General features: G+C 65.1%; 17 protein-coding genes. 11 read left to right on the top strand and 6 right to left on the bottom strand.

Annotated features, from left to right (window positions below):
* Nucleotides 1-48: 48 nt before the first annotated feature.
* Genes ACW9TV_RS11860 through ACW9TV_RS11845 form a run of 4 tightly spaced genes read right to left on the bottom strand, consistent with a single transcriptional unit; the run spans nt 49 to nt 5,939 of the window.
* On the bottom strand, nt 49-1,623 hold the full coding sequence (locus tag ACW9TV_RS11860) for an MBL fold metallo-hydrolase (RefSeq protein ID WP_494303673.1): 1,575 nt from the start codon (nt 1,621-1,623) through the stop codon (nt 49-51).
* Nucleotides 1,624-1,681: 58 nt separating this feature from the next.
* Nucleotides 1,682-2,839: an efflux RND transporter periplasmic adaptor subunit gene (locus ACW9TV_RS11855; RefSeq protein WP_494303672.1), complete on the bottom strand. Its 1,158-nt coding sequence runs from the start codon at nt 2,837-2,839 to the stop codon at nt 1,682-1,684.
* Nucleotides 2,836-5,199, bottom strand: coding sequence for an ABC transporter permease (locus tag ACW9TV_RS11850; RefSeq protein ID WP_494303671.1), 2,364 nt, complete (start codon nt 5,197-5,199; stop codon nt 2,836-2,838). Before ACW9TV_RS11850 ends, ACW9TV_RS11855 begins: the two co-directional genes overlap by 4 nt.
* Nucleotides 5,196-5,939 carry an ABC transporter ATP-binding protein gene (locus tag ACW9TV_RS11845; protein WP_494303670.1) on the bottom strand — a complete coding sequence of 248 codons (744 nt, stop codon included), beginning with the start codon at nt 5,937-5,939 and terminating at the stop codon, nt 5,196-5,198. Before ACW9TV_RS11845 ends, ACW9TV_RS11850 begins: the two co-directional genes overlap by 4 nt.
* A 121-nt stretch (nt 5,940-6,060) precedes the next feature.
* Here ACW9TV_RS11845 and ACW9TV_RS11840 point away from each other — a divergent pair, with 121 nt between their 5' ends.
* Nucleotides 6,061-7,584 carry a thymidine phosphorylase family protein gene (locus tag ACW9TV_RS11840; protein ID WP_494303669.1) on the top strand — a complete coding sequence of 508 codons (1,524 nt, stop codon included), beginning with the start codon at nt 6,061-6,063 and terminating at the stop codon, nt 7,582-7,584.
* Nucleotides 7,581-8,471: a ribose-phosphate diphosphokinase gene (locus ACW9TV_RS11835; protein WP_494303668.1), complete on the top strand. Its 891-nt coding sequence runs from the start codon at nt 7,581-7,583 to the stop codon at nt 8,469-8,471. Before ACW9TV_RS11840 ends, ACW9TV_RS11835 begins: the two co-directional genes overlap by 4 nt.
* Before the next feature lie 55 nt (nt 8,472-8,526).
* On the opposite strand, the gene ACW9TV_RS11830 is transcribed toward ACW9TV_RS11835, so the two are convergent.
* Complete coding sequence (locus tag ACW9TV_RS11830) at nt 8,527-9,135, bottom strand: LysE family translocator (protein ID WP_494303667.1); 609 nt, start codon at nt 9,133-9,135, stop codon at nt 8,527-8,529.
* Nucleotides 9,136-9,239: 104 nt separating this feature from the next.
* Nucleotides 9,240-10,475 carry an acyl-CoA dehydrogenase family protein gene (locus tag ACW9TV_RS11825; protein ID WP_494303666.1) on the bottom strand — a complete coding sequence of 412 codons (1,236 nt, stop codon included), beginning with the start codon at nt 10,473-10,475 and terminating at the stop codon, nt 9,240-9,242.
* A 94-nt stretch (nt 10,476-10,569) separates the two neighbouring features.
* On the opposite strand from ACW9TV_RS11825, the gene ACW9TV_RS11820 reads away from it, so the two are divergent.
* The 9 genes from ACW9TV_RS11820 (at nt 10,570) to gdhA (ending at nt 22,756) form a co-directional block, all read left to right on the top strand.
* Complete coding sequence (locus ACW9TV_RS11820; RefSeq protein ID WP_494303665.1) at nt 10,570-11,559, top strand: flavin reductase; 990 nt, start codon at nt 10,570-10,572, stop codon at nt 11,557-11,559.
* An 83-nt stretch (nt 11,560-11,642) separates the two neighbouring features.
* Nucleotides 11,643-13,163 carry an AMP-binding protein gene (locus ACW9TV_RS11815; RefSeq protein ID WP_494303664.1) on the top strand — a complete coding sequence of 507 codons (1,521 nt, stop codon included), beginning with the start codon at nt 11,643-11,645 and terminating at the stop codon, nt 13,161-13,163.
* 38 nt (nt 13,164-13,201) lie between these two features.
* Nucleotides 13,202-14,452 carry a cytochrome P450 gene (locus ACW9TV_RS11810; protein ID WP_494303663.1) on the top strand — a complete coding sequence of 417 codons (1,251 nt, stop codon included), beginning with the start codon at nt 13,202-13,204 and terminating at the stop codon, nt 14,450-14,452.
* A gap of 119 nt (nt 14,453-14,571) precedes the next feature.
* Nucleotides 14,572-15,021 carry a MarR family winged helix-turn-helix transcriptional regulator gene (locus tag ACW9TV_RS11805; RefSeq protein WP_494303662.1) on the top strand — a complete coding sequence of 150 codons (450 nt, stop codon included), beginning with the start codon at nt 14,572-14,574 and terminating at the stop codon, nt 15,019-15,021.
* A 421-nt stretch (nt 15,022-15,442) separates the two neighbouring features.
* Complete coding sequence (locus ACW9TV_RS11800; RefSeq protein WP_494303661.1) at nt 15,443-17,590, top strand: TonB-dependent receptor; 2,148 nt, start codon at nt 15,443-15,445, stop codon at nt 17,588-17,590.
* Between the two features lie 86 nt (nt 17,591-17,676).
* On the top strand, nt 17,677-18,267 hold the full coding sequence (locus ACW9TV_RS11795; RefSeq protein ID WP_494303660.1) for a VOC family protein: 591 nt from the start codon (nt 17,677-17,679) through the stop codon (nt 18,265-18,267).
* A gap of 2 nt (nt 18,268-18,269) precedes the next feature.
* Complete coding sequence (locus ACW9TV_RS11790; RefSeq protein WP_494303659.1) at nt 18,270-19,418, top strand: alpha/beta hydrolase family protein; 1,149 nt, start codon at nt 18,270-18,272, stop codon at nt 19,416-19,418.
* Between the two features lie 43 nt (nt 19,419-19,461).
* Entirely contained in the window at nt 19,462-20,682 is a 1,221-nt protein-coding gene (locus ACW9TV_RS11785; RefSeq protein ID WP_494303658.1) for a cytochrome P450, read from the top strand.
* A 724-nt stretch (nt 20,683-21,406) separates the two neighbouring features.
* Nucleotides 21,407-22,756, top strand: a complete 1,350-nt coding sequence (gene gdhA / locus ACW9TV_RS11780; RefSeq protein ID WP_494303657.1) for an NADP-specific glutamate dehydrogenase — start codon at nt 21,407-21,409, stop codon at nt 22,754-22,756.
* Nucleotides 22,757-22,977 lie beyond the last annotated feature (221 nt).

Raw genomic sequence — 22,977 nt, 5'->3', positions numbered from 1 at the left:
TCCCCGCAATGCGGGAGCAGGATGTTTGCGGCCAGGGCAGGGTTTTTTTCAGGTCTGCGCATCCCCGTAGCTGTCAAGCACGCGCCGCATGGCGGCGATGGCTTCGCGGCGGGCTTCGGCATCCTTGATGCGGCCAAGGCGCTGTTTCAGGCTGGCCGCCAGGTCGGCATAGTCATTCTGCCAGTCGCGCATCATCGTTTTGCGCAGATCCGGCCGGCCGGTGCGGAGCCGCCGGGCCGGCGCGCCGGGTTGCAGCTCATATTGCTCCCCGATTTCGGGCACGATGACGCTGGGCGCCAGATGCCCGGCTTCTGCCAGCCTGGCGAGCGCGAGGGCCGATTCCTCTTCGCCATGATCGAGGAACAGGCTGCCGCGGATGGGTCCGCGTTCGCGGATCCATTCCAGCAGTTCGCCCTGATCGGCATGTGCGGAATAGCTGTCGATGCTGTGTATGTGGGCGCGCACCGCCACATCCTGCCCCGAAATGCGCACCCGCTGCGCGCCTTCCTGGATCACCCGGCCCAGGGATCCGGCGGCCTGGAATCCCACGAACAGGATGGTGGAATCCCGGCGCGGCAGGTTGTGCAGCAGATGGTGGCGGATGCGCCCGGCCTCGCACATGCCGGATGCCGCGATGATGATTGCACCCGACATGCGGTTCAGCCGCATCGATTCCGTCGCTTCGTGCACATAATGGATCGAAGGGTGGGCAAATATATCGCGCCCGCCGGTATCCTGCAGCCCGCGCACATATTTCCGGAACACGCCGGTGGCGCGGTTGGCCAGCGGTGAATCCACGAACACCATCGCCCCGCCGATGCGGCCACTGCTGGAAAGGGTCGCGATGTCCAGCAGCAGTTCCTGGGTGCGCTCCAGCGCGAAGGCCGGGATCACCAGATTGCCGCCCCGCTTCAGCGTCGTTTCGATCTCGGCCCGCAGCAGTTCGCGGCGGTCTTCCATCGAAACCCGGTTGCGCGCCCGGTCTCCGTAGGTGGATTCGCAGATCACATGGTCGAAGCCGGCGTCGCCTTCGGGCTGGGGCAGGAAGGCCTTGTTTTCCGGCCCGATGTCGGCGGAATAGATCAGGCGCACGCCGCCGCCTTCCAGTTCGATCGAGGCGGCGCCCAGAATGTGCCCGGCGTTCCGCAGCCGTGCGCGCAGGCCTTCGGCCGGGGCGAACCAGTCGTCCAGGGCCACCGGGCTGGCCAGCCGCCAGGCGGTCAGCGCATCTTCCTCGGTATAGAGCGGCTCGAACGGCTCATCGCCCGCGCGGTCGCGGCGGCGGTTGCGCCGCTCGGCCTCGTCCTCCTGGATGCGTCCGGCGTCGGCCAGCATGAACTTCAGAAGGTCTGCGGTTTCGGATGTGCACCAGATCGGCCCGGCATAGCCCTGCGCGGCCAGCTTGGGCAGCAGGCCGCAATGATCGATATGGGCATGGCTGAGGATGACGGCGTCCAGCTTCGCCAGATCGACGGGCAGGAGCTCGTGGTTCAGCGCCTCCACGCTTCGTGTGCCCTGGAACAGCCCGCAATCCAGCAGGATGCGCCGGCCGCCGGCCACCACTTCCAGGCAGGAGCCGGTGACGGTGCGCGCCGCGCCATGGAAACAGATCGTCATCGCCATGATGGGCTCTCCTTGCGTGGGGGATCAACTTTCCCGGGGTTTCATCTCGTCTGCGGGTTCATCTGGGGCGTACCCGATCGCCGTCACCGACCATGCTGCCGGGGTTCAGCACCACCATCTGGCCTTCGGACAGGCCGTCGAGGACTTCGCCATGTTCATCGTTGATATGGCCGATCGTCACGGCCTGCCGCCGCGCCCGGCCTGCTTCGATCACCAGCACCTGCCAGCCGCCGTCCGGCGCGCGGAACAGCGCGCCGATCGGCACGCGCAGCGCATCTGCCGCCTGCCACAGCACCACGGTGGCTTCCAGCTGATAGCCATGGCCCAGGCGTGCGGCCTGTCCGGCCGCGTCGGGCGTGAAGCCGACGATCAGGTTGACGCGCTGTTCCTCGATGCCCAGCGCGGATACCTTCAGCCGGCCCAGCGGCTCGATGCGTTTCACCGTGCCGGTCAGCGGGGCATCGCCGCCCCACTGGCTGAACGTCACCCGCGCGCCCGGCTGCACCTGCACCGCATCGCGCGAGAGCAGATCAACCACCACCTCGATGTCGGCCGGGTTTCCGATCGTCATCAGTTCCGTTCCTTCCGGCACGATGGCGTCGGCCTGCCGCAGTATCGACAGGACGGTGCCGCCGACCGGGGCGCGCACCGGCACTTCGGCGCGGCCCGCAGCGCCGGTCGGATCGGCGAGCTGCGCGTGAAGCCGCTCGATCTCGGCACGGCCCTGGGCCAGTGCGGCGTTGGCGGTGGTAACCCGGGTGCGCGCCGCTTCCAGCTGGGCGCGGGCCATGAAGCCGCGCTTCGCCAGATCCTCGGCCCGGGCCAGATCGCGCCGGGCCTGGGCCAGCGTTGCCGCCATCCCGCCAGTGCTGGCCCGGGCCGCCGCCAGTGCTGCCGCCGTCTCGCGCTGGCTGGTGGGATCAAGCGGGGCCGATGGCGGGCCGTGCATGTGGGTTATCAGCTGGCCGCGCCTGACGGCGTCGCCGGGTTCCAGCGTGATCGGCTCCACCAGGCCTGTGATCGGGGCCGACACCACATGCAGGCTGCGCACGCGGGTGACGGCGTCATCGGTGATGCCAACCATCATCGGCCCGCGGCTTACAGACATGGCATCCACCAGCAGCGGCTGGGGCCAGAAGGCGAACAGAAGGCCCCCGACCAGCGCGGCCAGCAGCAGCAGCGCCCAGCGCCAGCGTTTCAGGAAACCGAGCCTCATTCCCGTGCCTTCAAGGTGCGGACCATATCGAGATTCCGAACGCGGCGGGCGACGGTCGCGGCCGTGGCTGTCGCGGCCAGCAGCACGATCAGCACCGACCAGCCATAGCTGGCGCGCGCGGGCGAGAAGGGCAGCCGGAACAGATCCGAACTGAACATCGCCGTCATCAGCTGGGCCAGGCCATAGCCGATCAGGCAGGCCAGCGGCACGGCCAGCAGCACCAGCAGCGCCAGCTCCCCCAGCAGCACCAGCACCACTTCGCCGCGGAAATAGCCAAGCACCCGCAGCGTTGCCAGCTCATGCGCCCGTTCGGAATGGAGGATACGGGCGCTGTTGTACACCACGCCCACCACGATGGCGCCGGCAAAGCCCACATAGAAGCCGATCATCGTCAGCAGGTTTTCATCGATCATCGCTTCGAACCTTTCCAGCGCCGCGGCCTTTTCCGTTACGCCCAGCACCTGGGGCATGGCCTTCAGCCGGATCAGGATGGAATCGCGGGCGGCCGGATCGATGCGCAGCAGAACGGCACCCACCGGCGCGTCGTCGCGCGCGAGGGCCGCAAGCGTGGATTCGGTCGCATAGACGCGCTTGCCGATCTGTTCATCGACGATGCTGACGACAGGCAGGCTGGTGACGGTGCGGCGGCCGCCCAGCAGATGCACCTCGATGCGCTGGCCCGGCGCCACGTCCAGCTTGTCGGCCAGCTGCCGGCTGAGCATCAGGCCGCGCTCGGGAATGGCGATGATCCGGCCATTGCTGTCGATCCGCAGGCTCAGCCGGGTGTCGGGGCGCGCGCTTTCGATCTGGGTGCGTTCGGTGCGGGGGCCATTGACCAGCCGGACGGGAAGGCCGCGCACCGGTTCGGCCCGCAACACGCCGGGCATGCGGGCCAGTGCGAACAGCACATCCTGGCCGCGCGGGTCCACGAAGGTCACGGTCAGATCCTGTCGCTGGGCGCGGAAGAAATAGCTGTCGATCATCGTCCGGCTGGAATCGATGAACTGGAGGGTGGCGAACAGCAGGCCGCCGGCCATCGCCACGCCCAGCACCGTGACGGCGGACCGGCCGGGCCAGCGCGCGATGTGGCGCACGATCATGTGGCCGATGGCGGAAAAGCCCAGATAGCGGGACAGCCGCTCCACCGCCCCGGCGCGATAGACCGTCGGCGCCGGGGGCGACATCGCGGCCGCCGGTGTCAGCCGGACCGCCGTGCGGACGCTGGCCATGGCGCCCACGGCCGCTGTCGCCAGCGACAGGCCGGCGGCTGCCAGGATGAGTTGCGGCGAGATCCGGTAATCGAGGAAGGGGAAATGGTAATAGTCGCTGTAAACCCGCGCGAGAGCCCGGCCCATCCAGATTCCGGCAACGGCGCCCATCAGGCTGGCCAGGCCGGCGATTGCAGCGGCGAATTTCAGATAATGCGCCCCGACCGACCAGTTCGAATAGCCCAGCGCCTTGATCAGCCCGATCTGGCCGGATTCGGTGCGGACCATGCGACCCATCACGACGGTGACCAGGAACACTGCCACCACCACGAATACCGGCGGGATCACGCGGGTGATGGCCGCAAGTTGCTGCAGTTCATTTTCGATGAAGGCATGGCTCAGGTGATCGGCACGGGCATAGGCGCCGGTTCCGCCATAGGGAACCAGCATGGTGTCGATGGCGCGGATCACGTCAGCCTCACGCGCGCCGGGATCGAGCGTGACGGCCAGGCTGTTGATGGCATCCTTGCGGTCCGTGGCGGCTTCCAGCGCCTTGCGCCCCATCCAGAACACCCCGAAGCGCGCGTCATCGGGCAGGAGATCTCCGGGGCCCAGGGCATAGACGAAATCGGGCGCCATGCCGATGCCGACCACCAGCAAGGAGAGGCGGCGGCCATGAACGATCGCCGTCAGCCGGGTTCCGGGCCCGAAGCCGTTGGCCCGGGCGAAGGCTTCGTCGGCCACCACCTCGTCGTGCCGGTCGGCCTGGGGCATCCGGCCCACCCGCAGCGTGACCTGATTGAGCTGGTTTTGTCCGCTTTCGTCCAGCGAATTGAGGAGCGCCCTGACGGGCACCACGCTGCCGGGGAAATCCAGTGTCGCATAGGTCTGGATTCCGCCCTGCGCGCGCCGGACGCCGGGAATGGCGGCGATGCGGTCCACCACGGTTCGCGGCGCGCGCACGGCCTGTGCGAACAGGTCTGCGAAATGGTTGCGGGCATAATAGGCGTCGCGCGTTTCGCTGAGGGACCGGTGCAGGCCCAGCGACATGATCAGGGTGGCGGTGGCGGCGGCCAGCACCAGCGCGATCGCCAGCACCTGCCCGCGCAGGCGCGACAGGTCGCGCAGCAGCTTGGTATCCAGCGCCCTCACCAGCTGATTTCCGCTGGCGCCACGGTGCGTTCATTCCGTGTTTCGCGGGCAATGAGGCCGTCGCGGAAATGGATGACGCGATGCGCCATCTGGGCGATGGCGACATTGTGGGTGATGATGGCGACGGTGGCATGCAGTTGCCGGTTGGCGTCGGCCAGCGCTTCCAGCACGCGGATTCCGGTTGCGCTGTCGAGCGCACCGGTTGGTTCGTCGCACAGCAGCACCTTGGGTTGCTTTGCGATGGCGCGGGCAACGGCAACCCGTTGCTGTTCCCCGCCTGACAGCTGGCCCGGATAATTGTGCCGGCGGTCAGCCAGGCCGACCCGCTCCAGCGCTTCGCCGGCGTCCATCGGCCGTTCGGCAATGTCGGTGACAAGGCGCACATTCTCTTCGGCGGTGAGGCTGGGGATGAGATTGTAGAACTGGAAGATGAAGCCGACATTGGCGCGGCGGAACCGGGTGAGGCCGGTGTCGTCCAGCGCGGTCAGCTCCTCGTCCCCGAACCACAGCCGGCCGCTGGTGGGCCGGTCCAGCCCGCCGAGGATGTTGAGCAAGGTGGATTTGCCGCTGCCCGACGGGCCGAGCAGCACCAGCATCTCGCCCGCGGGAATCGCGAGATCCACGCCGCGCAGGGCGTGCACATCGGCCATGCCGGTGCGATACAGTTTTCCAAGCCCGGTTGCGGCAAAACTGCCGGGTGCCGCGCCCGATGCGCCGGAGACGGTTGCGCCTTGCTGCACCGATGCCTGCCACGCCCTCCTGCCGGGCAGTATCCTGCGCCCGGTGGCTGTCGGCAAGTCACGATGTCGGCATTCATCCCGCCGTCGCAGACGGACGTTGGCTTGCCCGGGGCAGTGGTGCATGATCCGGCCTGCCCTTCGGGAGATGCGCCTGCCCATGTTCACCATCCGTCTGGTCGCAATCGATACCCATCCGGAAAACATGGCCTTTCTGCCGCGCACCGGCAGCAGCTATGGCGCCGAACAGTTCCAGGCGCTCCGGAAGATCGAGATCTGCGGAAAGGGGGCCAGCATCCTTGCCACGCTGGCGATCCTGGATGACGAACATCTGCTGCAGCCCGGCGAGATCGGGCTGGGGGAACAGGCGTTCCGCAGGCTTGGCCTGGCAGCCGGCACGGAAGTCAGCATCGCCCAGGCCCGCCCGCCTTCCAGCCTGGACGCCGTGCGCCGCAAGATCGGCGGCGCCGTGCTGGACGCGCCCGAGATCGACGCCATCGTGCACGACATCGCCCGCCACCGCTATGCCCCGATGGAGATCGCCGCCTTCCTTGTCGCCTGCGCCGGTTCGATGTCGCGCAGCGAAACGCTGGCGCTGACGCGGGCCATGGCCGATGCGGGCGAGCGGCTGCACTGGTCGAAGCCGCTGGTGGTGGACAAGCACTGCATCGGTGGAATCCCCGGCAACCGCACATCGATGATCGTGGTGCCGATCGCCGCCGCGCACGGCCTGATCATTCCCAAGACCAGTTCCCGGGCCATCACTTCGCCATCGGGCACGGCCGATACGATGGAGGTGCTCGCCAATGTGGACATCACGGCTGACCGCATCCAGGCCATCGTGGAGCGCGAGGGCGCAGTGCTGGCCTGGGGGGGGCGGGTGAACCTGTCCCCGGCAGATGATATCCTGATCAGCGTGGAGCGCCCGCTGGGCATCGACACCGCCGAGCAGATGGTTGCGTCCATCCTGTCGAAGAAGCTGGCGGCCGGCGCGACCCATCTTGTCATCGACATGCCGGTCGGGCCGACCGCGAAGGTGCGCAACGAGGCCGATGCCGTGCGGTTGCGCAAGCTGTTCGAATTTGTCGCCGGCCAGCTGGGCATCGTGGTGGATGTGGTGCTTACCGATGGCAGCCAGCCGGTGGGGCGCGGAATCGGCCCGGTGCTGGAGGCGCGCGATGTGATGCAGGTGCTGCGCTGCGATCCCGATGCCCCGGCCGATCTGCGCGAACGGGCGCTGATGCTGGCCGGGCGGGTGCTGGAGCTTGATCCGGCAATGCCCGGCGGCGCCGGCGCCGCGCGGGCCGCCGAACTGCTTGCCTCGGGCGCGGCGCTCGACGTGATGCACCGGCTGATGCGCGCGCAGGGCGCGCCGCCGGAGGCCGCCGTTCCGGGCGCACTGGTTCACGATGTCGCGGCGCCGGCCGGCGGGCGGGTGATGGCCATCGATTGCCACCGCATCGCCCGCATCGCGCGGGTGGCAGGGGCCCCGATGGACAAGGGCGCGGGCATCGATCTGTTCTGCAAGGTCGGTGCAGAAGTGGTCAGGGGGCAGCCGCTGTACCGCATCCATGCCGTGTCGCAGGCCGGCCTTTCCTATGCCTGCGAACTGGCGGCCGAAGCCAGTGGCTACGCGATGGCGGCATGACGGCGACGCTGCACGCCTTTGCCGACGATTCCGCCCCGGCCGGGCGGCTGGCGACGGCCCTGGGCATCACCACAAGACCGATCGCCAGCCGCCGCTTCCCCGATGGGGAGCGGCTCGTCACCGCTGCCGAAACCACGCCGGTGGCGCTGCTCTATCGAACGCTGGCCGATCCCGATGCCCGGCTGGTCGAACTGCTGCTGGCCGCCGATGCGCTGCGCCGCCGCGGGGCGCAGCGCCTTGTGCTGGTGGCGCCCTATCTGCCCTACATGCGGCAGGACATCGCGTTCAACCCTGGCGAGGCCGTATCCCAGGCGGTGATCGGCAGCCTGCTGGCCGTGACCTTCGATGCGGTGGTGACGGTCGATCCGCATCTGCACCGCACGCCCGATCTGGCCGCCGTGCTGCCCGGCTGCAGGGCCGTCGCGGTTTCGGCGGCGGGCAGCATCGCCGGCGCGCTGAAGGGGCATTTGCCGGCCGATACCGTGCTGGTGGGCCCGGATGCCGAATCCCGGCCCTGGGTGGCGGCGCTGGCCGCGCCGCTGGGGCTGGAGCATCTTGTGGCCGAAAAGCAGCGCCGGGGTGACCGGGCCGTGGCCATCACCATCCCTGATTCCGCGCGCGCGGCCGGGCGGCCGGTGCTGCTGGTGGACGACATGCTGTCAAGCGGCGGCACGCTGATCGCCTGCGCCGGGCAATTGCGCGAAGCCGGGGCGCGGCTGGCGGGCGCGGCGGTTGCGCACTGCCTTGCCGGGCCCGAGGATCTGGCCCGGCTGGCGGCCGCCGGGATCGCGCCGCTGCTGGCCTGCGACAGCGTGCCCGGCCCGGCAGCGACGATCCCGCTGGCCCCCGCGCTGGCTGCCGCCATTCGCAGGCATGGCCTGGCCTGAGGCGGATATCGGCTGAGCGCGACAGGGGGCCGGCCCTGTGCGCCGCCGGTCGCGCTCAGCCGATGTCCGCCAGAAGGAAGGAGGCCGCAACGCCCAGCATGAGGATGGCGAACAGCCGCCGCACCAGGCGCGTGCGCGACTGGTCAGACAGCCACGCATGTGCCCGGCTGCCCGCAAGCACGATTGCGATGTGGATGAGGGTGGCGATCCCGGCGCTGATCACGGCCAGCAGCAGGGCGTTGCCCAGGCTGAGGGCCCCGCCATCGAGAAACTGCGGCGCGACGACCACGAAGAAGACATAGGCCTTTGGATTGAGCAGGTTGATGAAGGCGCCTGTCAGGAAGGCGCGCCGGGCGGTGCTGTCGGGCGGGGGCGCGGCACCGTCCAGCCCCGCGCCGCGCCAGGCTTCGATGGCCAGCCATGTCATCATCAGCGCGCCGGCCAGCCGAAGCGCCGTCCACAGATGCGGGGCCGCCTGCAGCAGGGCCGCCAGCCCGAGCGCGGCGAGCGCGCCGTTGGCCAGCAGGCCGAGCGCGACGCCGGCGACGGCGGCAAACCCCGCGCGCCGCCCTTCGGTGGCGGCCAGCCCGGCCAGCCATGCCATGTTGGGCCCCGGTGTCAGCTCGATCAGAAGAACGGCAAGCGCAAAGCCGACGATGTCCAAAACGCGATCCTGCCTTCAAGCTGCCGTTGCCGCCGGGGTGTGCCGGACTGGAGGGCCCAACCCTACCGCCCGCCGGCCGGCATCGCCAGTGGCCGAATGCGGCTTCAGAGCAGAAGTGAATTGGGCGGCAGGCCCACCATGGCGCGACCGTGGAGTTCCGTTGCCAGATCAAGATCGTAGACCACATGGCTCTGCATCACCTGCACGTCGCGGAGCAGGCGCTGCATGGGGTTTTCGAGCGCATGGACACTGGAGCCGACCGCTTCGCAGCAGGTGCGCACGGCCTCGGCGCATTGCTGCACGGCGACCGCGATTTCCGCTCTCAGCCGGATTCGTTCCCTTGTCTGTTCCGGTTCATCGATGTCGCCGATGCGGAGATTTTCCCTTGCGGCATGGCGGATCGTGCGCTCGGCGGATCTTGCAAGCAGATCCGCCCTTGCGAGGCGCATCTGCGCTGCGGGTTTTTCAACCGTCGCGCTGGTCATCCCGAGCTTCACATGCCCCTTCAGCCGTTCTGCGCAGAGGCGGATCGCCTCTTGTGCGGCTGCAAGCGCGGGGATGGATGCGGTGACGCACAGGTTGGGCAGCATCGGCGAGCCGTAGAGCCCGGGTCCGTGGACCGTCCGGCCGTTTCCACGGCCCGAACGCACGGGCTGGACGGCGAACTGATAGCCCTGCGGCACGAACACATCGTCGACGACGATGTCGTTGCTTCCGGTCGCCGCCATGCCGGCCATGTGCCATGTGTCGAGAACGGTCGCCTGGTCGGCGGGAAGCAGCATCATCCTGACGATGGGCGGGGCGTTTTCCTGAGGTTCCAGCGCATTCAGCAGCAGCCAGTCCGCGTGCATGACCACCGTGCCCCATTTCCACCGCCCCTTCAGGCGATAGCCGCCATCGACCGGCGTCGCCGTTCCCGGCGGCGACGCGCAGCTTGGGGCGATCACATAGGGGGTCTTGCCCCACACTTCGGCCTGGGTTTCCTCAGGCAGTTGCGCGATCAGCCAGTTATGTTCGGCGGCGAAGCAGGCGGTCCAGCCTGTTGACGGGCAGGCCCGCGCGATTTCCAGCGTGGCGCTGATATAGGTGTCCGGGTCGAACTGAAGGCCGCCGAATCGCCTGGGCACGTAGATGTAGAAATAGCCGCTTCGGCGGAGCGCGTTCCAGACATCGTCATCGGGCTTCCGGGCCTGTTCCGCCGCTGCCGCCCGACTCGCCACGAGTGGCTTCAGCGCGCGCATGCGCTCGATCAGGATTTCGGGCGTTATCGACTGAAGCTCCTGTGGTGTCAGGAAATCATCGCCGGCCGGTATGTGGCGGTCTGCCAGTCGTTCGCTCATCATGATCTCCCTCAATCCCTTCGCGATTCATAGATTGGCATACCGTAATGTCAACTAGGTTGACTAAATGAAGTGAGACTGGCTAGATTTCTGCATGCGAGACGAACCGCCTCCTCCGGAAATAGCCGGCGCGCTTCGCGCCGCCCTGCGGTCGCTGCTGCGTCCGGTGGCGGTGGTAACGGCGGAGGAGAGGGGAGTTCGGCATGCCATGGCCGCCACCGCCTTCTGCGAGGTCAGCATGGCGCCGCCATCGATGCTTGTGTGCATCAACCGCGCAAACGCGACGTTCACGGCCGTTGCCAATGGCGGCGATATCGGGCTGAATCTTCTGTCCGAAGATCAGGAATCCGTATCGCGGACCTGCGGGGGCGCAGCCGCGCAGGACGCGAAGTTCGACGAAGGGCGGTGGCTGTTCCAGGCCGGAAAGCCGCCGCTGCTTGCCGACAGCTGTGCGGCCATGGTTCTGCGGCCCGGCCACATCGTCGACCAGGGCACGCATGCCGTCGTGATCGGTGAAGTTGTCGAGATCGTGCACAGGCCGCGGCTGACGCCCCTTGCCTTCCACGATGGCGGCTATGTGTTTCCATTTGCGGCCATGGCGCTGAACCTGGTTGCGCGATCCCGGGAACTGGGCGAAGCGGTCGGGATGAAAGACGGCTTCCTGATGATGGATCTGATGCGTGCCTTCTACTGGTTTGACGAAGGCCTGCAATCAGCCCTGAAGGCGCGGGGCTGGCAGAGCATGTCCCGGTCTCAGTCAATCACGCTGGCGAATATCGCACTGGGGATCCGCCGACCGGCGGATATTGCGCGCAATCTGGGCATTTCCCGACAGGCTGTCAGCAACATGCTGCAGGACATGGTCCGTGAGGGTCTGATTACGATCGAACCCGATCCCTCGGATCGGCGGGCGTCCGTCGTGAATTTCAGCGAATCCTCGTCCCGGTTGCGGGCCGACGCGCTGGAGATTCTGGGCCAGCTGGAAGCCACGGTTGCGAAGCGGATCGGCGCCGGGCCCATGAAATCGCTTCGCGAATCCCTTGGCAAGGATTGGGGCGCCGCCTCTTTCCCTGATCGGGGCTGAGGACGGCCGGGGGTGAAAAGCCCCGGTTGACGCCCCCTGCAAAGCGCCGCATCTTGTCAACTAGATTGACAAGGGGGGACTGAATGAGAATTTCCAACGCGCTGGTTCGGACTGCCCGCGTCGCGCCGGGGCGGGTGGCCGTGATCGAAGGCGACCGGTCGTACACATGGGCCCGGATGCGTGCGCGTGTGGCGCGGCTGGCTGCGCTGCTGGCGGCTGCCGGGGCCGGCCCCGGCAGCCGCGTGGCGGTACTGGCCCAGAACGGCATTTCCTATTTCGAGGCGTGGTTCGCGGTGTCCTGGGCGGGGGCCGTCATCGTGCCCCTGAACACGCGGCTGGCGCCTGCCGAGCTGGATTTCCAGCTGCGCGATGCCGGCGTGTCGCTTTTGCTGCATGATCCTGTCTTTGCGGACCGGGCCCGGCATTTGCTGGCCGGCGGGGCCGTCGGCAGCGTGCTGGCGCTGGCGTCACCCGAAACCGAAGCCCGGCTGGCCGACGGCGCGGAATTGCCGGAGTTCGCGGGCGATCAGGGGCTGGCCGGCATCTTCTATACCGGGGGCACCACGGGACTTCCGAAGGGCGTGATGCTGAGCCATGCCAATCTGACGGCCATGGCGATGAACCTGCTGGTGCACATGGATTTCGCGCCAGGCGATGTCCTGTTCCATGCGGCCCCCATGTTTCACCTGGCCGATATCGGCACCCTGTTCGGAACCATGGCGGCCGGAACACATGTGTTCCGCGCCGAGTTCGACAGCGCGACCATGCTGGCCGATTTCGAGCGCCACGGGGTGACCCATTGCTTCACGGTGCCGGTAATGATCGAGCGGCTGACGCGTGAGGCGGCGGCGCGCGGGCTTGGAACCGGCAGCCTGCGCTATCTGGGCTATGGCGGCTCTCCGATGGCGGCGGCTTCCCTTGAAAGGGCGCGCGCGCAGTTCCCGGGTGTGCACTTCATCCAGGGCTATGGGCAGACGGAGTTTCCCGCCGCCACCTTTCTTTCGCCGGCGGATCATGCCCCCGGCGCCGATCCCGCGCTGCTGAGATCGTGCGGGCGCCCGTGCGTGGGCTATGACATCCGCATCCTCGATCCGGCGGGGCGGGAATGCCCGCCGGGTGTCGTCGGGGAGATCGTTGGCCGGGGCGACAATGTGATGCTTGGCTATCTTGGGCGGCCAGATGAAACCGCCGAAGTGCTGCGCGACGGCTGGCTGCACACGCGCGACGCCGGCTACAGGAACGAGGACGGCTACATCTTCATCACCGACCGGCTGAAGGACATGATCGTATCGGGGGCGGAGAATGTCTATTCGATCGAGGTCGAGAATGCCCTGTCCTATCATCCGGATGTTCTGGAATGTGCCGTGATCGGCCTGCCCGACCCTGACTGGGGGGAACGGGTTCATGCCATCATCGTCGCGGTGGATGGGGCGGCGCCGACGCCCGAGGCGCTGACCGCCTTCTGCCGGGACAGGATCGCCGGCTACAAGATCCCCAAGAGTTACGAATTCCGGGATGCGCCGCTTCCGCGATCGGCGGCGGGCAAGGTGCTGAAGCGTGAACTTCGCCCGGAACCCGCCGGGGCCATTCAGGCGGGCGCCTGATCAAGGCCGTAGCCCGGCATTTTAGGGAGTGAATGGCCATGAAGAAGGCACCTCCACCGGATTTTGACCTGACCGATCCCGCAAGCTTTCGTCTGGGCCACCCGTTTGCGGCCTATGATCGGATGCGGGCGACCCAGCCGGTCTGTCGGAATCCGGTCGATGACGGTTCGCATCCTCTCTGGCTGCTGACGCGCCATGCGGATGTCGAGGCGGTGGCGCGCGACAATGTCAACTTCACCTCTGCGCAGGGGTTCCGGATCCAGGAGCGGGGCAGCGGCATCGCCCTGCTGAAGCCGCATATCCGCGAAGCCGTCGCCAGCACCCTGCTGACCATGGACCCGCCCCGGCATGGCGATGTCCGTCGGCCGATGCAGGCGCACTTCCTGCCGTCGGCGTTGCGGCGGCTGGAAGCGCAGGTCGATGGTTTCGTGCGGACCATGGTCGCGGACCTTCCGGCCGGGGGCGAGATCGAATTCGTGACCGCCGTTGCGTCGGAAGTTCCGATCCGCACCCTCTGCCTGCTGCTGGGGATTCCGGAAGCAGACCGGCCCCGCGTGTTCGACTGGACCAATCGCCTGGTCGGAACGTCGGATCCGGAATATGGGGCGGGGCGCGAACAATCGAACGCGGTGTTCGAAGAAGTGTTCGATTATGGTGCCCGGCTTCTGGAGAGACGGCGGGAGGCGCCGGGCGATGATCTGCTGAGCACTGTCTTGCAGCTTTTTCCCGACGACACGCCGCAGTCGCAGACAATGCTGAACGGCATGTTCACACTGCTGCTTGCTGCCGGGAACGAGACAACGCGCAATTCGCTAACAGGGAGCATCGTGGCGCTGAGCCGCTTTCCCGATCAGCGGCGGATGCTGGCGGACAATCCCGACCTGATTGAGCAGGCCGTGCCCGAATTGCTTCGATTCGTGACGCCGGTGATCCAGATGATGCGCGTGGCGAAGGCGGAGGTGACAGTCGGCGGCCAGCGGATCGGGGCAGGGGACCGCGTGGCCCTGCTTTACGGTGCGGCCAACCGGGATCCTGACGTTTTCACCGATCCGCACCGGCTGGATGTCGGCCGCCACAACGCAGCCCGTCATCTGTCGTTCGGAATCGGCATCCACCACTGTCTGGGCGCGCGAATTGCCGGCATGCAGCTCGGCGCGATGCTGCGCGCGCTGCTGTTGCGCTTTCCCGGGCTGGAAGCGATCGGAGAGCCTGACTATCTGCAGAGCAATTTCGTGTGCGGAATCAAGAGGCTTGCGGTTATGACCGGATCGGGGCGAGTCATGGGCTGACATGTGATCAAGCGGGCCTCATGGGATGTCCGCAGAAGACGCCGCCCAGCTCCGGATCGCTGCCGCCGCCAGGATCCGGGTATGTCTTGGCCTGCGTGAGCCGGAAAGGGAGGATGGGCGTGGTTGAAACCGAGTTTCTTCTGGTCTCGCTGATGGAAGGCTTCGAGTGGTTCGACGAGAGCCTGCAGCGGAGCCTGAAGGCGCACGGATTGCCGCAACTGTCCCGGACGGAATCCATGATCATGACCCATGTGCAGATGAACATCATCCGACCGGCCGACATCGCGCGGAGTTTGCGGCTGACGCGGCAGGCCGTGCACCAGACGATCAACTCCCTTGTTGCGCGCGGCATCTTCGAACTGCGGCCCGATGCTGAAGATGGCCGCATCCGGACGGTTCATCTCACCGAAAAGGGGCGGGCTATGCGCAAGGATGCCAATCGCATCGTGCGGGAGGTGACCGAAGTGCTCGCCTACCGCATCGGCCAGCAACAGGTGGACGCGCTGCGCAGCGCCTTCCGCCATCCCTGGGGCGAGCCTGTCATGATCGGGCCCCGCACGGCTCAATAGCCGGGCTTGCCGATCCCCCTGTGCCGATTCGGTTCCGGTCTTCGGAAGGCCGCGCCCGGCGATCGGGTTCCCGGGGTTTTCCCGGGAAGAGTGGCTGATCCTTCCAGCGGATCGGGACTGACATGACAGGTGAACAGGCTTCACGCGATGCCGCAAGCCGCGTGACCGCAAATGACAAAAATCTGTTTATTATTAAATATTTATAATTTCAGGACTGCCATTCCGGCTGTCAATAATGTCAATCTGCTTTACATTATGGGTTGGACTGGCTAGGTTCGAACTGTCTGGAGGAGGCCAGCGAGGGAGGCTGGCCGCGACGGAGGGATCCGAAGATTGTGACCCGCGAAAAGCGGGCGGATCGTTCATGGGGAAGGGGAGAGAGCCTGTGGCTATGCTTGCTGAACGCGCCCGTCTTATAAGGGTGGGCCTGATTGCGTCCGTCGCCTCGTCGGCGCTTGCGGGGCCCGCGATGGCCGGGGCGGCGGACGCCGCCGCTGAGGTGGATAGCAATGTGATTGTCGTGACCGCCCAGAAGCGGGAACAGGATGTGCAGGATGTGCCCATCTCCATGACCGTGGCGAGCGGGCAGAAGCTGACGACCATGGGCATCCAGGATTTCAATCAGCTCGATCGCTTCGTGCCGAATTTCTATGTGCAGACGACGCCCGGGAACAACGCCTTCTATATTCGGGGCATTGGCTCGTCGCCCGGCAATCTCGCCTTCGAACAGACCGTGGGTCTGTTCGTGGACGGGGTTTATGGCGGCCATGCCCGGCAGTTCCAGGCGCCGTTTCTGGACGTGGCGCGGATCGAGGTGATGCGCGGGCCGCAGGGCGCACTCGTGGGAAAGAACACCAGTGCCGGGGCGATCAGTGTCATCAGTGCCCGACCCACCTTCGAGCTTCAGGCGGCGGCCGAGGGCAGCTACGAATTCGAACCCGGCGGCACCCGTCTTTACGGCATGGTCTCGGGCCCGATCAGCGAGGCCGTGGCGGTTCGTGTGGCCGCGCAATATGAAGACTATGACGGGTACATCGAAAACCTGATCCTCGGCGGCAAGGAAACCAAGCGCAAGACGCTGTTCGGGCGTGCCTCCATCCTTGTGGATTCCGGCGGGCCGGTGGATTTCCTGCTGAAGGTGGAGGGCGGGCATGTCGATCTGACCGGGACTGCGTCGGAACAGATCCTGACGCCGGATGATCCTGATCTGAAGCGATCGACGGGTGGCTTTCCGGGTTTTGTCGACAGGGACTTCGACAACACCAACAACCTGAACCTCACGGCAATCGCCAACCTCGAAATCGGCGAGCATGTGCTCACCTCGATATCGGGCTATTCATCCTATGATTTCGAGAAGCGGCTTGACGCGGATTTCGGGCCCGCGCCGGCTTTCGCATCGAGTTTTGCCGAGAAATTCAGCCAGATGTCTCAGGAGTTGCGGCTGGCTTCGCCTGAGACCGGAACCGTTGAGTATATTTTCGGCGGATATTTTCATGTGAACGACTATGATCTGCTGCAAACCACGCTGATCAAGTTCGGTCCGTTCAATGGGGAGTCGGACCGGGTCTTCCGGCAGGAAAATGTCGTCTGGTCCGGTTTCGGAAATGTCACATGGCACATGTCCGAAACCCTGCGGCTCATCGGCGGCCTGCGCTATACCTTTGATCGCAAGCGCGCCAACCAGACCCGGCACAAGACGGGTGTGGTTCTTCCGACCTGGCTTGCCACGCCATTGTCCGGTCAGCGCACGGAGCGGGAATGGGATCCGTCGGTCGCGGTGCAGTGGAATGCCACGCCCGAAGCGATGCTCTATGCCTCTTACGGGCAGGGGTCGAAAGCCGGCGGCTTTGTCGGCGCGCAGGCGACGACGACACCGGCTCAGTTTCAGGTGGAGTCCGAAAGTGCGGAGACCTTCGAAGTCGGTGCGAAGCTGGCGCTGCTAGACCGGCGGCTGAGGATCAACACGGCCCTGTTCCGCACGGACTTCCGCAATCTGCAGGTCAGTTCGTTCGATGCTGTGACGACCAGCTTCATCACGAGCAATGCGGGCAAGGCGCGCAGCCAGGGCTTCGAGGGCGATCTGAGCTTCGCCATCACAGAAGGCTTTCTGCTGACCGGCTCGCTCGCGTATCTCGATGCGAAGTTCCTGGATTTTCCCGGCGCCCAGTGCCCGTATGACAACCTCAGCTGCGTTCCGGCCGACAACAATGCGGCCGGCCGGCCCCTGCCGCGATCCCCCAAATGGAGCGGCACGCTGAGTGCCGATCTGACCTTGCCGGCAAGCGACAGCCTTGAATTCAACATCAATGCCGGCATGACATTCCGCAGTTTCGCCTATCTGGAAGAATCCTACGATCCCGCCGCCGGGCAGGACGGCCACGCGAAGTTCGATCTGCGCGCGGCCATCCGTTCGGCCGACGACCGGTGGGAACTGGCCTTCCTGGGGAAAAACCTAACCAACGAGATCACGGCTTCCCACGCCTTTGCGACGCCGTTGGCGGCCAACGTGATCTCGAAGTTCATTCAGCAACCCCGTTCGATCGCCGTCCAGGCGAAGTTCCGTTACTGACGTACGCGGGGGAACGCCGGATCGACCGGGGGGATTGTGCAAAGCCGACGTCTGGTCAGAATGGAATTTGAACGAGGAGAGGCAGGATGAGCCCATCAACCGAAGCGCGGCCGATCGGGGGCGTGCATCACGCGGCCTTCCGCTGTCGCGATGCGGAACAGACCATCTGGTTCTACCAGGATGTGCTTGGCCTGGTGGCCGACGGCGCCCTTGTACTGGACGAGGTGACGGGGACCGGCAAACAGGATCCCTACATGCACATCTTCTTCCGGATGAAGAACGGAGAATATATCGCGTTCTTCGACGCGCCGGGTTCCGCCGATCCCGACTGGTTTGCGCGCAAGGAAAGCTTCGACATGCACTTCGCGTTCGAAGTGGGTTCGGAAGCCGATCTGCTTGCCATGCAGGAACGGATCAATGCCCACGGAATCAGCGCGCTGGGGCCGGTCGATCACGGGATGGTTAAATCCATCTACATGTACGATCCAAACGGCATCCAGATCGAACTGACAGTCCGCACAGCGGATCATGACCGGATCTTCGCCGAGGAGCGCGCGCACCTGCCTGAACAGCTCGCCCGGTGGAGCGCGCGCACCCGCGAACAGAAAATCGCGAAATTCGGCGAAGCCGCCCTTCTTCAGCGGGGTCGATCGAAACCGCAGACAAAGGAGGCCTGACCATGGCGGTATCCTATGAGCGCATCCCCTACCTGATCGTGTTCGACGAGACGAGCAGCTTCAAGGACACCTATGGGGGGCAGATCGGAAAGGTGGCGATCGAGGCGCATCACCTGAAGCCCGAGACGCCGTCCGACAGCGTGGTGATCTTTTCCCACCCGATCGGCGGCGGCGCCTGGCTGCCGCTGGTTTCGACGCTGGCGCGGCAGGGCGTGCACACCATTTATTGCAACACCCGTTATCGCGGCAATGAAACCGCCCTGATCATGGAGCGGGCCGTGATGGATTTCGGCGCCTGCATCCGCGACGCGCGGGAACGGCTGGGCTACAAGCGCGTCTATCTGGGCGGCTGGTCCGGCGGGGGCGCGCAATCGCTGTTCTACCAGGCCGAGGCGCAGGATCCGCGCGTGACCCATACGCCCGCGGGTGACCCCTATGACCTGACGGCGGCGAAGTTCATTCCCGCGGACGGCGTTCTGCTGCTGGCCGCCCATTTGTCGCGCAACCTGACGCTGACGGAGTGGATGGATCCTTCGATCACCGATGAAAGCCGCCCGTTCGAGCGCGATGCGCGCCTGAACCTCTATGCCCCGGACGGCCCGAAGCCGCCTTATTCCGCGGATTTCGTGGCGACCTACCGCGCCGCGCAGATCGCGCGCAACCGGCGCATCACCGCCTGGGTGAAGGCCGAACTGGCGGCGCTGAAGGCGGCCGGGCTCGAGAACCACGAGCGTTGCTTCACCGTGCAGGGCACCATGGCCGACCCACGCTTCCTGGACGCGACGCTGGAGCCATCGGAGCGCAGGCCAAACTGGTGCATGCTGGGTGATCCGGCGGTGGTGAACGACGGCCCCGTGGGGCTGGCCCGCTTCACCACGCTGCGCAGCTGGCTGTCGCAATGGTCCTATGACGACAGCAATGCCGACGGGCTGAAATGCGCGGCCCGCATCAGCTGCCCCATGCTGGTGATCGAAAATGGGGCCGACGATGCCTGCACCCCCAGCCACGCAGCGCGGCTGATGCAGGCCGCCAGCCGGTGCAGCATCGACCATCATGTGATCCCGGGCGCCAACCATTATTATTTCGGGCAGCCGGAGCTCGTGAAACAGGCCGCGACGCTTGTGAAGGACTGGATCGCAAACAGGCCCTGAAGGGGCTGCGGCTGGATCGGCGCCAGCCGGAGGAGGGCAGATCATGCCAGATTTCAATCTGCTCGAGACATCGAGTTTCGAGTACGGCCATCCGCATGCCGCCTATGACGAACTGCGCGCCCGTGCGCCTGTGTATCGTCATCCCGGATCGTCGAAGCAGCCGCCCTTCTGGGTGCTGACGCGTTACGAAGACATTCGCGCAGTGTCCGTGGATGGGGCGCATTTCACCTCCACGGCCGGATTCCGGATCCCCACAGACAATCGTGGGGCGATGGATCCCGAGATCGGCCGCACGCTCAGCCGTTTCATGCTGGCGATGGACAATCCGGAACATGCCGCCTTTCGAAACCTTGTCTCCCAGGCCTTCCTGCCGTCTGCGATGGCCCGGATCGAGCCCCGGATCCGGGGCTCGATCGACGAACTGATCAGGAGCCTTTCAGGGCGTGGCGAAGTTGAGTTTGTCCGCGATGTCGGCGCGATCGTTCCGATCCGGACCGTCTGCGCGATCATGGGCGTTCCTGCCGAGGATGAATGGCGCGTGTTCGAATTCACCAACGCGGTGTTCGGCACGGATGACCCGGATCTTGCCCCGTCGCTGGAGGTGGCCAATGCGCGCTATCTGGCGATCTTTGAATATGCGTTGCATCTTCTGGCCGAGCGGCGGCGCGAACCAAGGGACGATCTTTTGACGGTGATCGCCAACGGCCAGGTCGATGGGCGCCCGCTCGACACGACGGAGCAGAAGAGCTTCTTCTCGAACATGATCGCCGCCGGGAACGAAACGACCCGAAGTTCCCTGGCGGGCGCGCTGTGGGCCCTGCATCTCTTTCCGGAAGAGCGGGCGAAACTGGTTTCGGATCCGTCGCTGATTCCCGGCGCGGTGAATGAACTGCTGCGCTGGTTCAGCCCTGTCTTCCAGATGGCGCGGACCGCGACATGTGATGTGGAAATCGGCGGGCAGCTGATCCGGAAGGGGGAGCGGGTGGCGATGCTGTACGGGGCCGGCAACCATGACCCCGCCATGTTCGAGGACCCGCATCGGCTGGACGTGGGGCGGGCCAACGCCGCACGCCACATCACATTCGGCTATGGCATCCATCATTGCTTGGGTTCCCGGCTGGCCGGCCTGCAGCTGCGCCTGATCCTGGAAGCCCTGCTGCGCCACTTCCCTGACTATGAGGTGCTCGCGGAGCCGGTCTATATCCGGTCCAATTTCGTGGGTGCGATGAAAGCCCTGCCGCTTCGCCTGGGCCAGCAAGGATAAGGATCAGGTCGCGGGAACTGGCGGTGGAATCGGTCTGCCGCGAACCGGTCTCTTCCCTGTTATTCCCTATTATAGCGTCGAAAACAGGGAAATTGCGCATTTTCGGAGCTTTGCACGGCCACAAATCTCCATCAAGTAGCTGATTTATCAAGACTTCATCTACCGCTACGGTCAAGCAGGAACAGGGAATTTGATCGCGCGTAGCAGGGAATCTGTTCGGCAGTATCAGGGAACGCAGCCGTGAAGTTCAAGGGAAGCTGAAGGCCAGCGCGGCGCGGATGGACACCCCCAACCGCCGCCCGTTCGACTATTTCCTGTTCCCTCGGGTCGCCGTTTGAGTGCTGAAGTGCGCATGTCTGAAGACAATGGGCTCGTGCTCGATGCTTACCGATTTTTCGACCTGGGGGCGCTCTTTCGACTGGGCGAGCGGCCGCCGGTCACCAAGTGATCGCCTTCGATCCAAGCGGGCGGCTGCCAAAGAACCAGCTTTCCTGGTCTTGAGGGCGGTCAGACGCTTCGTTTAGCAGGATGGGCCAAGGTCCTAGGCACCAAGGTTGATGTGAATATGGGAGGACGAAGGCTGGGGATTACGACGGATGAACTCATCCTCAAAAAGATAGCCGCCGATGCCATGAAAGATGAAACGAAAGCAGCCAAACTTCTTTATGGCCTGTATGCACGCGCATGCGGTAGCCGACCCCAGCCCCGGAGCCAGGAAATCTCAATGACAAAGATTGACGAAAAGCTTGAACCTATCCTCGCCGAGGTGCTGCGCCGTAATGCCGGCGAAACCGAGTTTCACCAAGCCGTGATCGAGGTCCTGGAAAGTCTCGGGCGCGTGATCGCCAAGAAACCCTATTATGCCGACCATGCTCTTATAGAGCGACTATGCGAGCCTGAACGTCAGATCATTTTTCGCGTGCCATGGGTTGACGATGCCGGTCAGGTGCAGATCAATCGCGGCTTTCGCGTACAATTCAATTCTGCGCTTGGCCCCTTCAAGGGTGGCCTGCGGTTTCACCCTTCGGTGAACCTTGGCATCATCAAGTTTCTGGGTTTTGAACAGATCTTCAAAAATGCTCTTACAGGACTGCCGATTGGTGGTGGCAAGGGCGGCTCGGATTTCAATCCGCGTGGACGCTCCGACGGCGAGGTCATGCGCTTTTGCCAGTCATTCATGACTGAACTGCAACGACATCTGGGCGAATATACAGATGTCCCAGCCGGTGACATTGGCGTTGGCGGACGAGAGATCGGTTACCTCTTTGGCCAGTTCAAGCGCCTGACCAATCGGTACGAAGCCGGGGTCCTGACCGGCAAGGGGTTGGTCTATGGCGGCTCGCGTGCCCGGACTGAAGCCACGGGGTTTGGTGCCACCTATTTCGTCTCAAGCATGCTCGCCACCAGGGGCATGGATCTCGAAGGACGCAAATGTGTGGTGTCCGGGTCCGGCAATGTTGCGATCTACACGATCGAAAAGATCCGACAGTTCGGTGGCATCGTCATCGCCTGCTCGGACTCAAATGGTTACATTGTCGATGAAAACGGCATCGATCTCGACCTGCTAAAGGAGATCAAGGACGTTCGCCGCGAACGTATCGAGCAGTATGTCCGCATGAAAGGCAGCGGAACCCAATATATCGTTGGCGGTTCGATATGGGATGTGTCGTGCGATGTTGCCATGCCATCGGCCACGCAGAACGAGTTGACCGGCAAGGATGCGCTCGCACTGGTCAAGAATGGGGTGGTCGCTGTGGGCGAAGGGGCGAATATGCCCTGCACGCCCGATGCCGTCCGCGTCTTACAAAGCGCGGGAGTGCTGTTTGGCCCTGGCAAAGCGGCCAATGCTGGCGGAGTTGCGACTTCAGCCTTGGAAATGCAGCAAAATGCCTCGCGCGATAGCTGGAGCTTTGAGAAAACCGAGGAACGTCTCGCCGCCATCATGCGCAACATTCATGATACTTGTGCTGAAACCGCCGAGGAATACGGCGCCCCTGGCGACTATGTTTTGGGTGCCAATATCGCCGGGTTTGAGCGTGTGGCTGCTGCCATGACAGCTTTTGGAGTCATCTAAGTTTTGCATCGGCAGGGGAAATCCCGGCTTGGACCGATGGGCCCCAGGGCAGGTTGATACAATAGGGTTCGTCATCCCGTATGACGCGCCTCCCTGGTTTCCACCAGCACAATAGCACGTCTATCGAACAGTCGGGCGCCCTTGCGTGCTTGCATTCTGGCGTAAAGGACGCCCGCAAGCATTGACGCCGGCAGTCGACGAGCCGATGAGGGCCGCATGAC

The sequence above is a fragment of the Sandaracinobacter sp. T42 genome (assembly GCF_059115405.1).
The sequence above is the reverse complement of the archived record's forward strand: the minus strand, read 5'-3'. Positions and strand labels throughout refer to the sequence as shown.

What these genes read in the sequence shown, in the direction of transcription:
- ACW9TV_RS11840 (WP_494303669.1), top strand. Translation starts at nt 6,061, where the DNA reads ATGATCCGGCCTGCCCTTCGGGAGATGCGCCTGCCCATGTTCACCATC.
- ACW9TV_RS11790 (WP_494303659.1), top strand. Translation starts at nt 18,270, where the DNA reads ATGGCGGTATCCTATGAGCGCATCCCCTACCTGATCGTGTTCGACGAG.
- ACW9TV_RS11820 (WP_494303665.1), top strand. Translation starts at nt 10,570, where the DNA reads ATGCGAGACGAACCGCCTCCTCCGGAAATAGCCGGCGCGCTTCGCGCC.
- ACW9TV_RS11785 (WP_494303658.1), top strand. Translation starts at nt 19,462, where the DNA reads ATGCCAGATTTCAATCTGCTCGAGACATCGAGTTTCGAGTACGGCCAT.
- ACW9TV_RS11825 (WP_494303666.1), bottom strand. Translation starts at nt 10,475, where the DNA reads ATGAGCGAACGACTGGCAGACCGCCACATACCGGCCGGCGATGATTTC.
- ACW9TV_RS11855 (WP_494303672.1), bottom strand. Translation starts at nt 2,839, where the DNA reads ATGAGGCTCGGTTTCCTGAAACGCTGGCGCTGGGCGCTGCTGCTGCTG.
- gdhA (WP_494303657.1), top strand. Translation starts at nt 21,407, where the DNA reads ATGACAAAGATTGACGAAAAGCTTGAACCTATCCTCGCCGAGGTGCTG.
- ACW9TV_RS11815 (WP_494303664.1), top strand. Translation starts at nt 11,643, where the DNA reads ATGAGAATTTCCAACGCGCTGGTTCGGACTGCCCGCGTCGCGCCGGGG.
- ACW9TV_RS11795 (WP_494303660.1), top strand. Translation starts at nt 17,677, where the DNA reads ATGAGCCCATCAACCGAAGCGCGGCCGATCGGGGGCGTGCATCACGCG.
- ACW9TV_RS11810 (WP_494303663.1), top strand. Translation starts at nt 13,202, where the DNA reads ATGAAGAAGGCACCTCCACCGGATTTTGACCTGACCGATCCCGCAAGC.
- ACW9TV_RS11860 (WP_494303673.1), bottom strand. Translation starts at nt 1,623, where the DNA reads ATGGCGATGACGATCTGTTTCCATGGCGCGGCGCGCACCGTCACCGGC.
- ACW9TV_RS11835 (WP_494303668.1), top strand. Translation starts at nt 7,581, where the DNA reads ATGACGGCGACGCTGCACGCCTTTGCCGACGATTCCGCCCCGGCCGGG.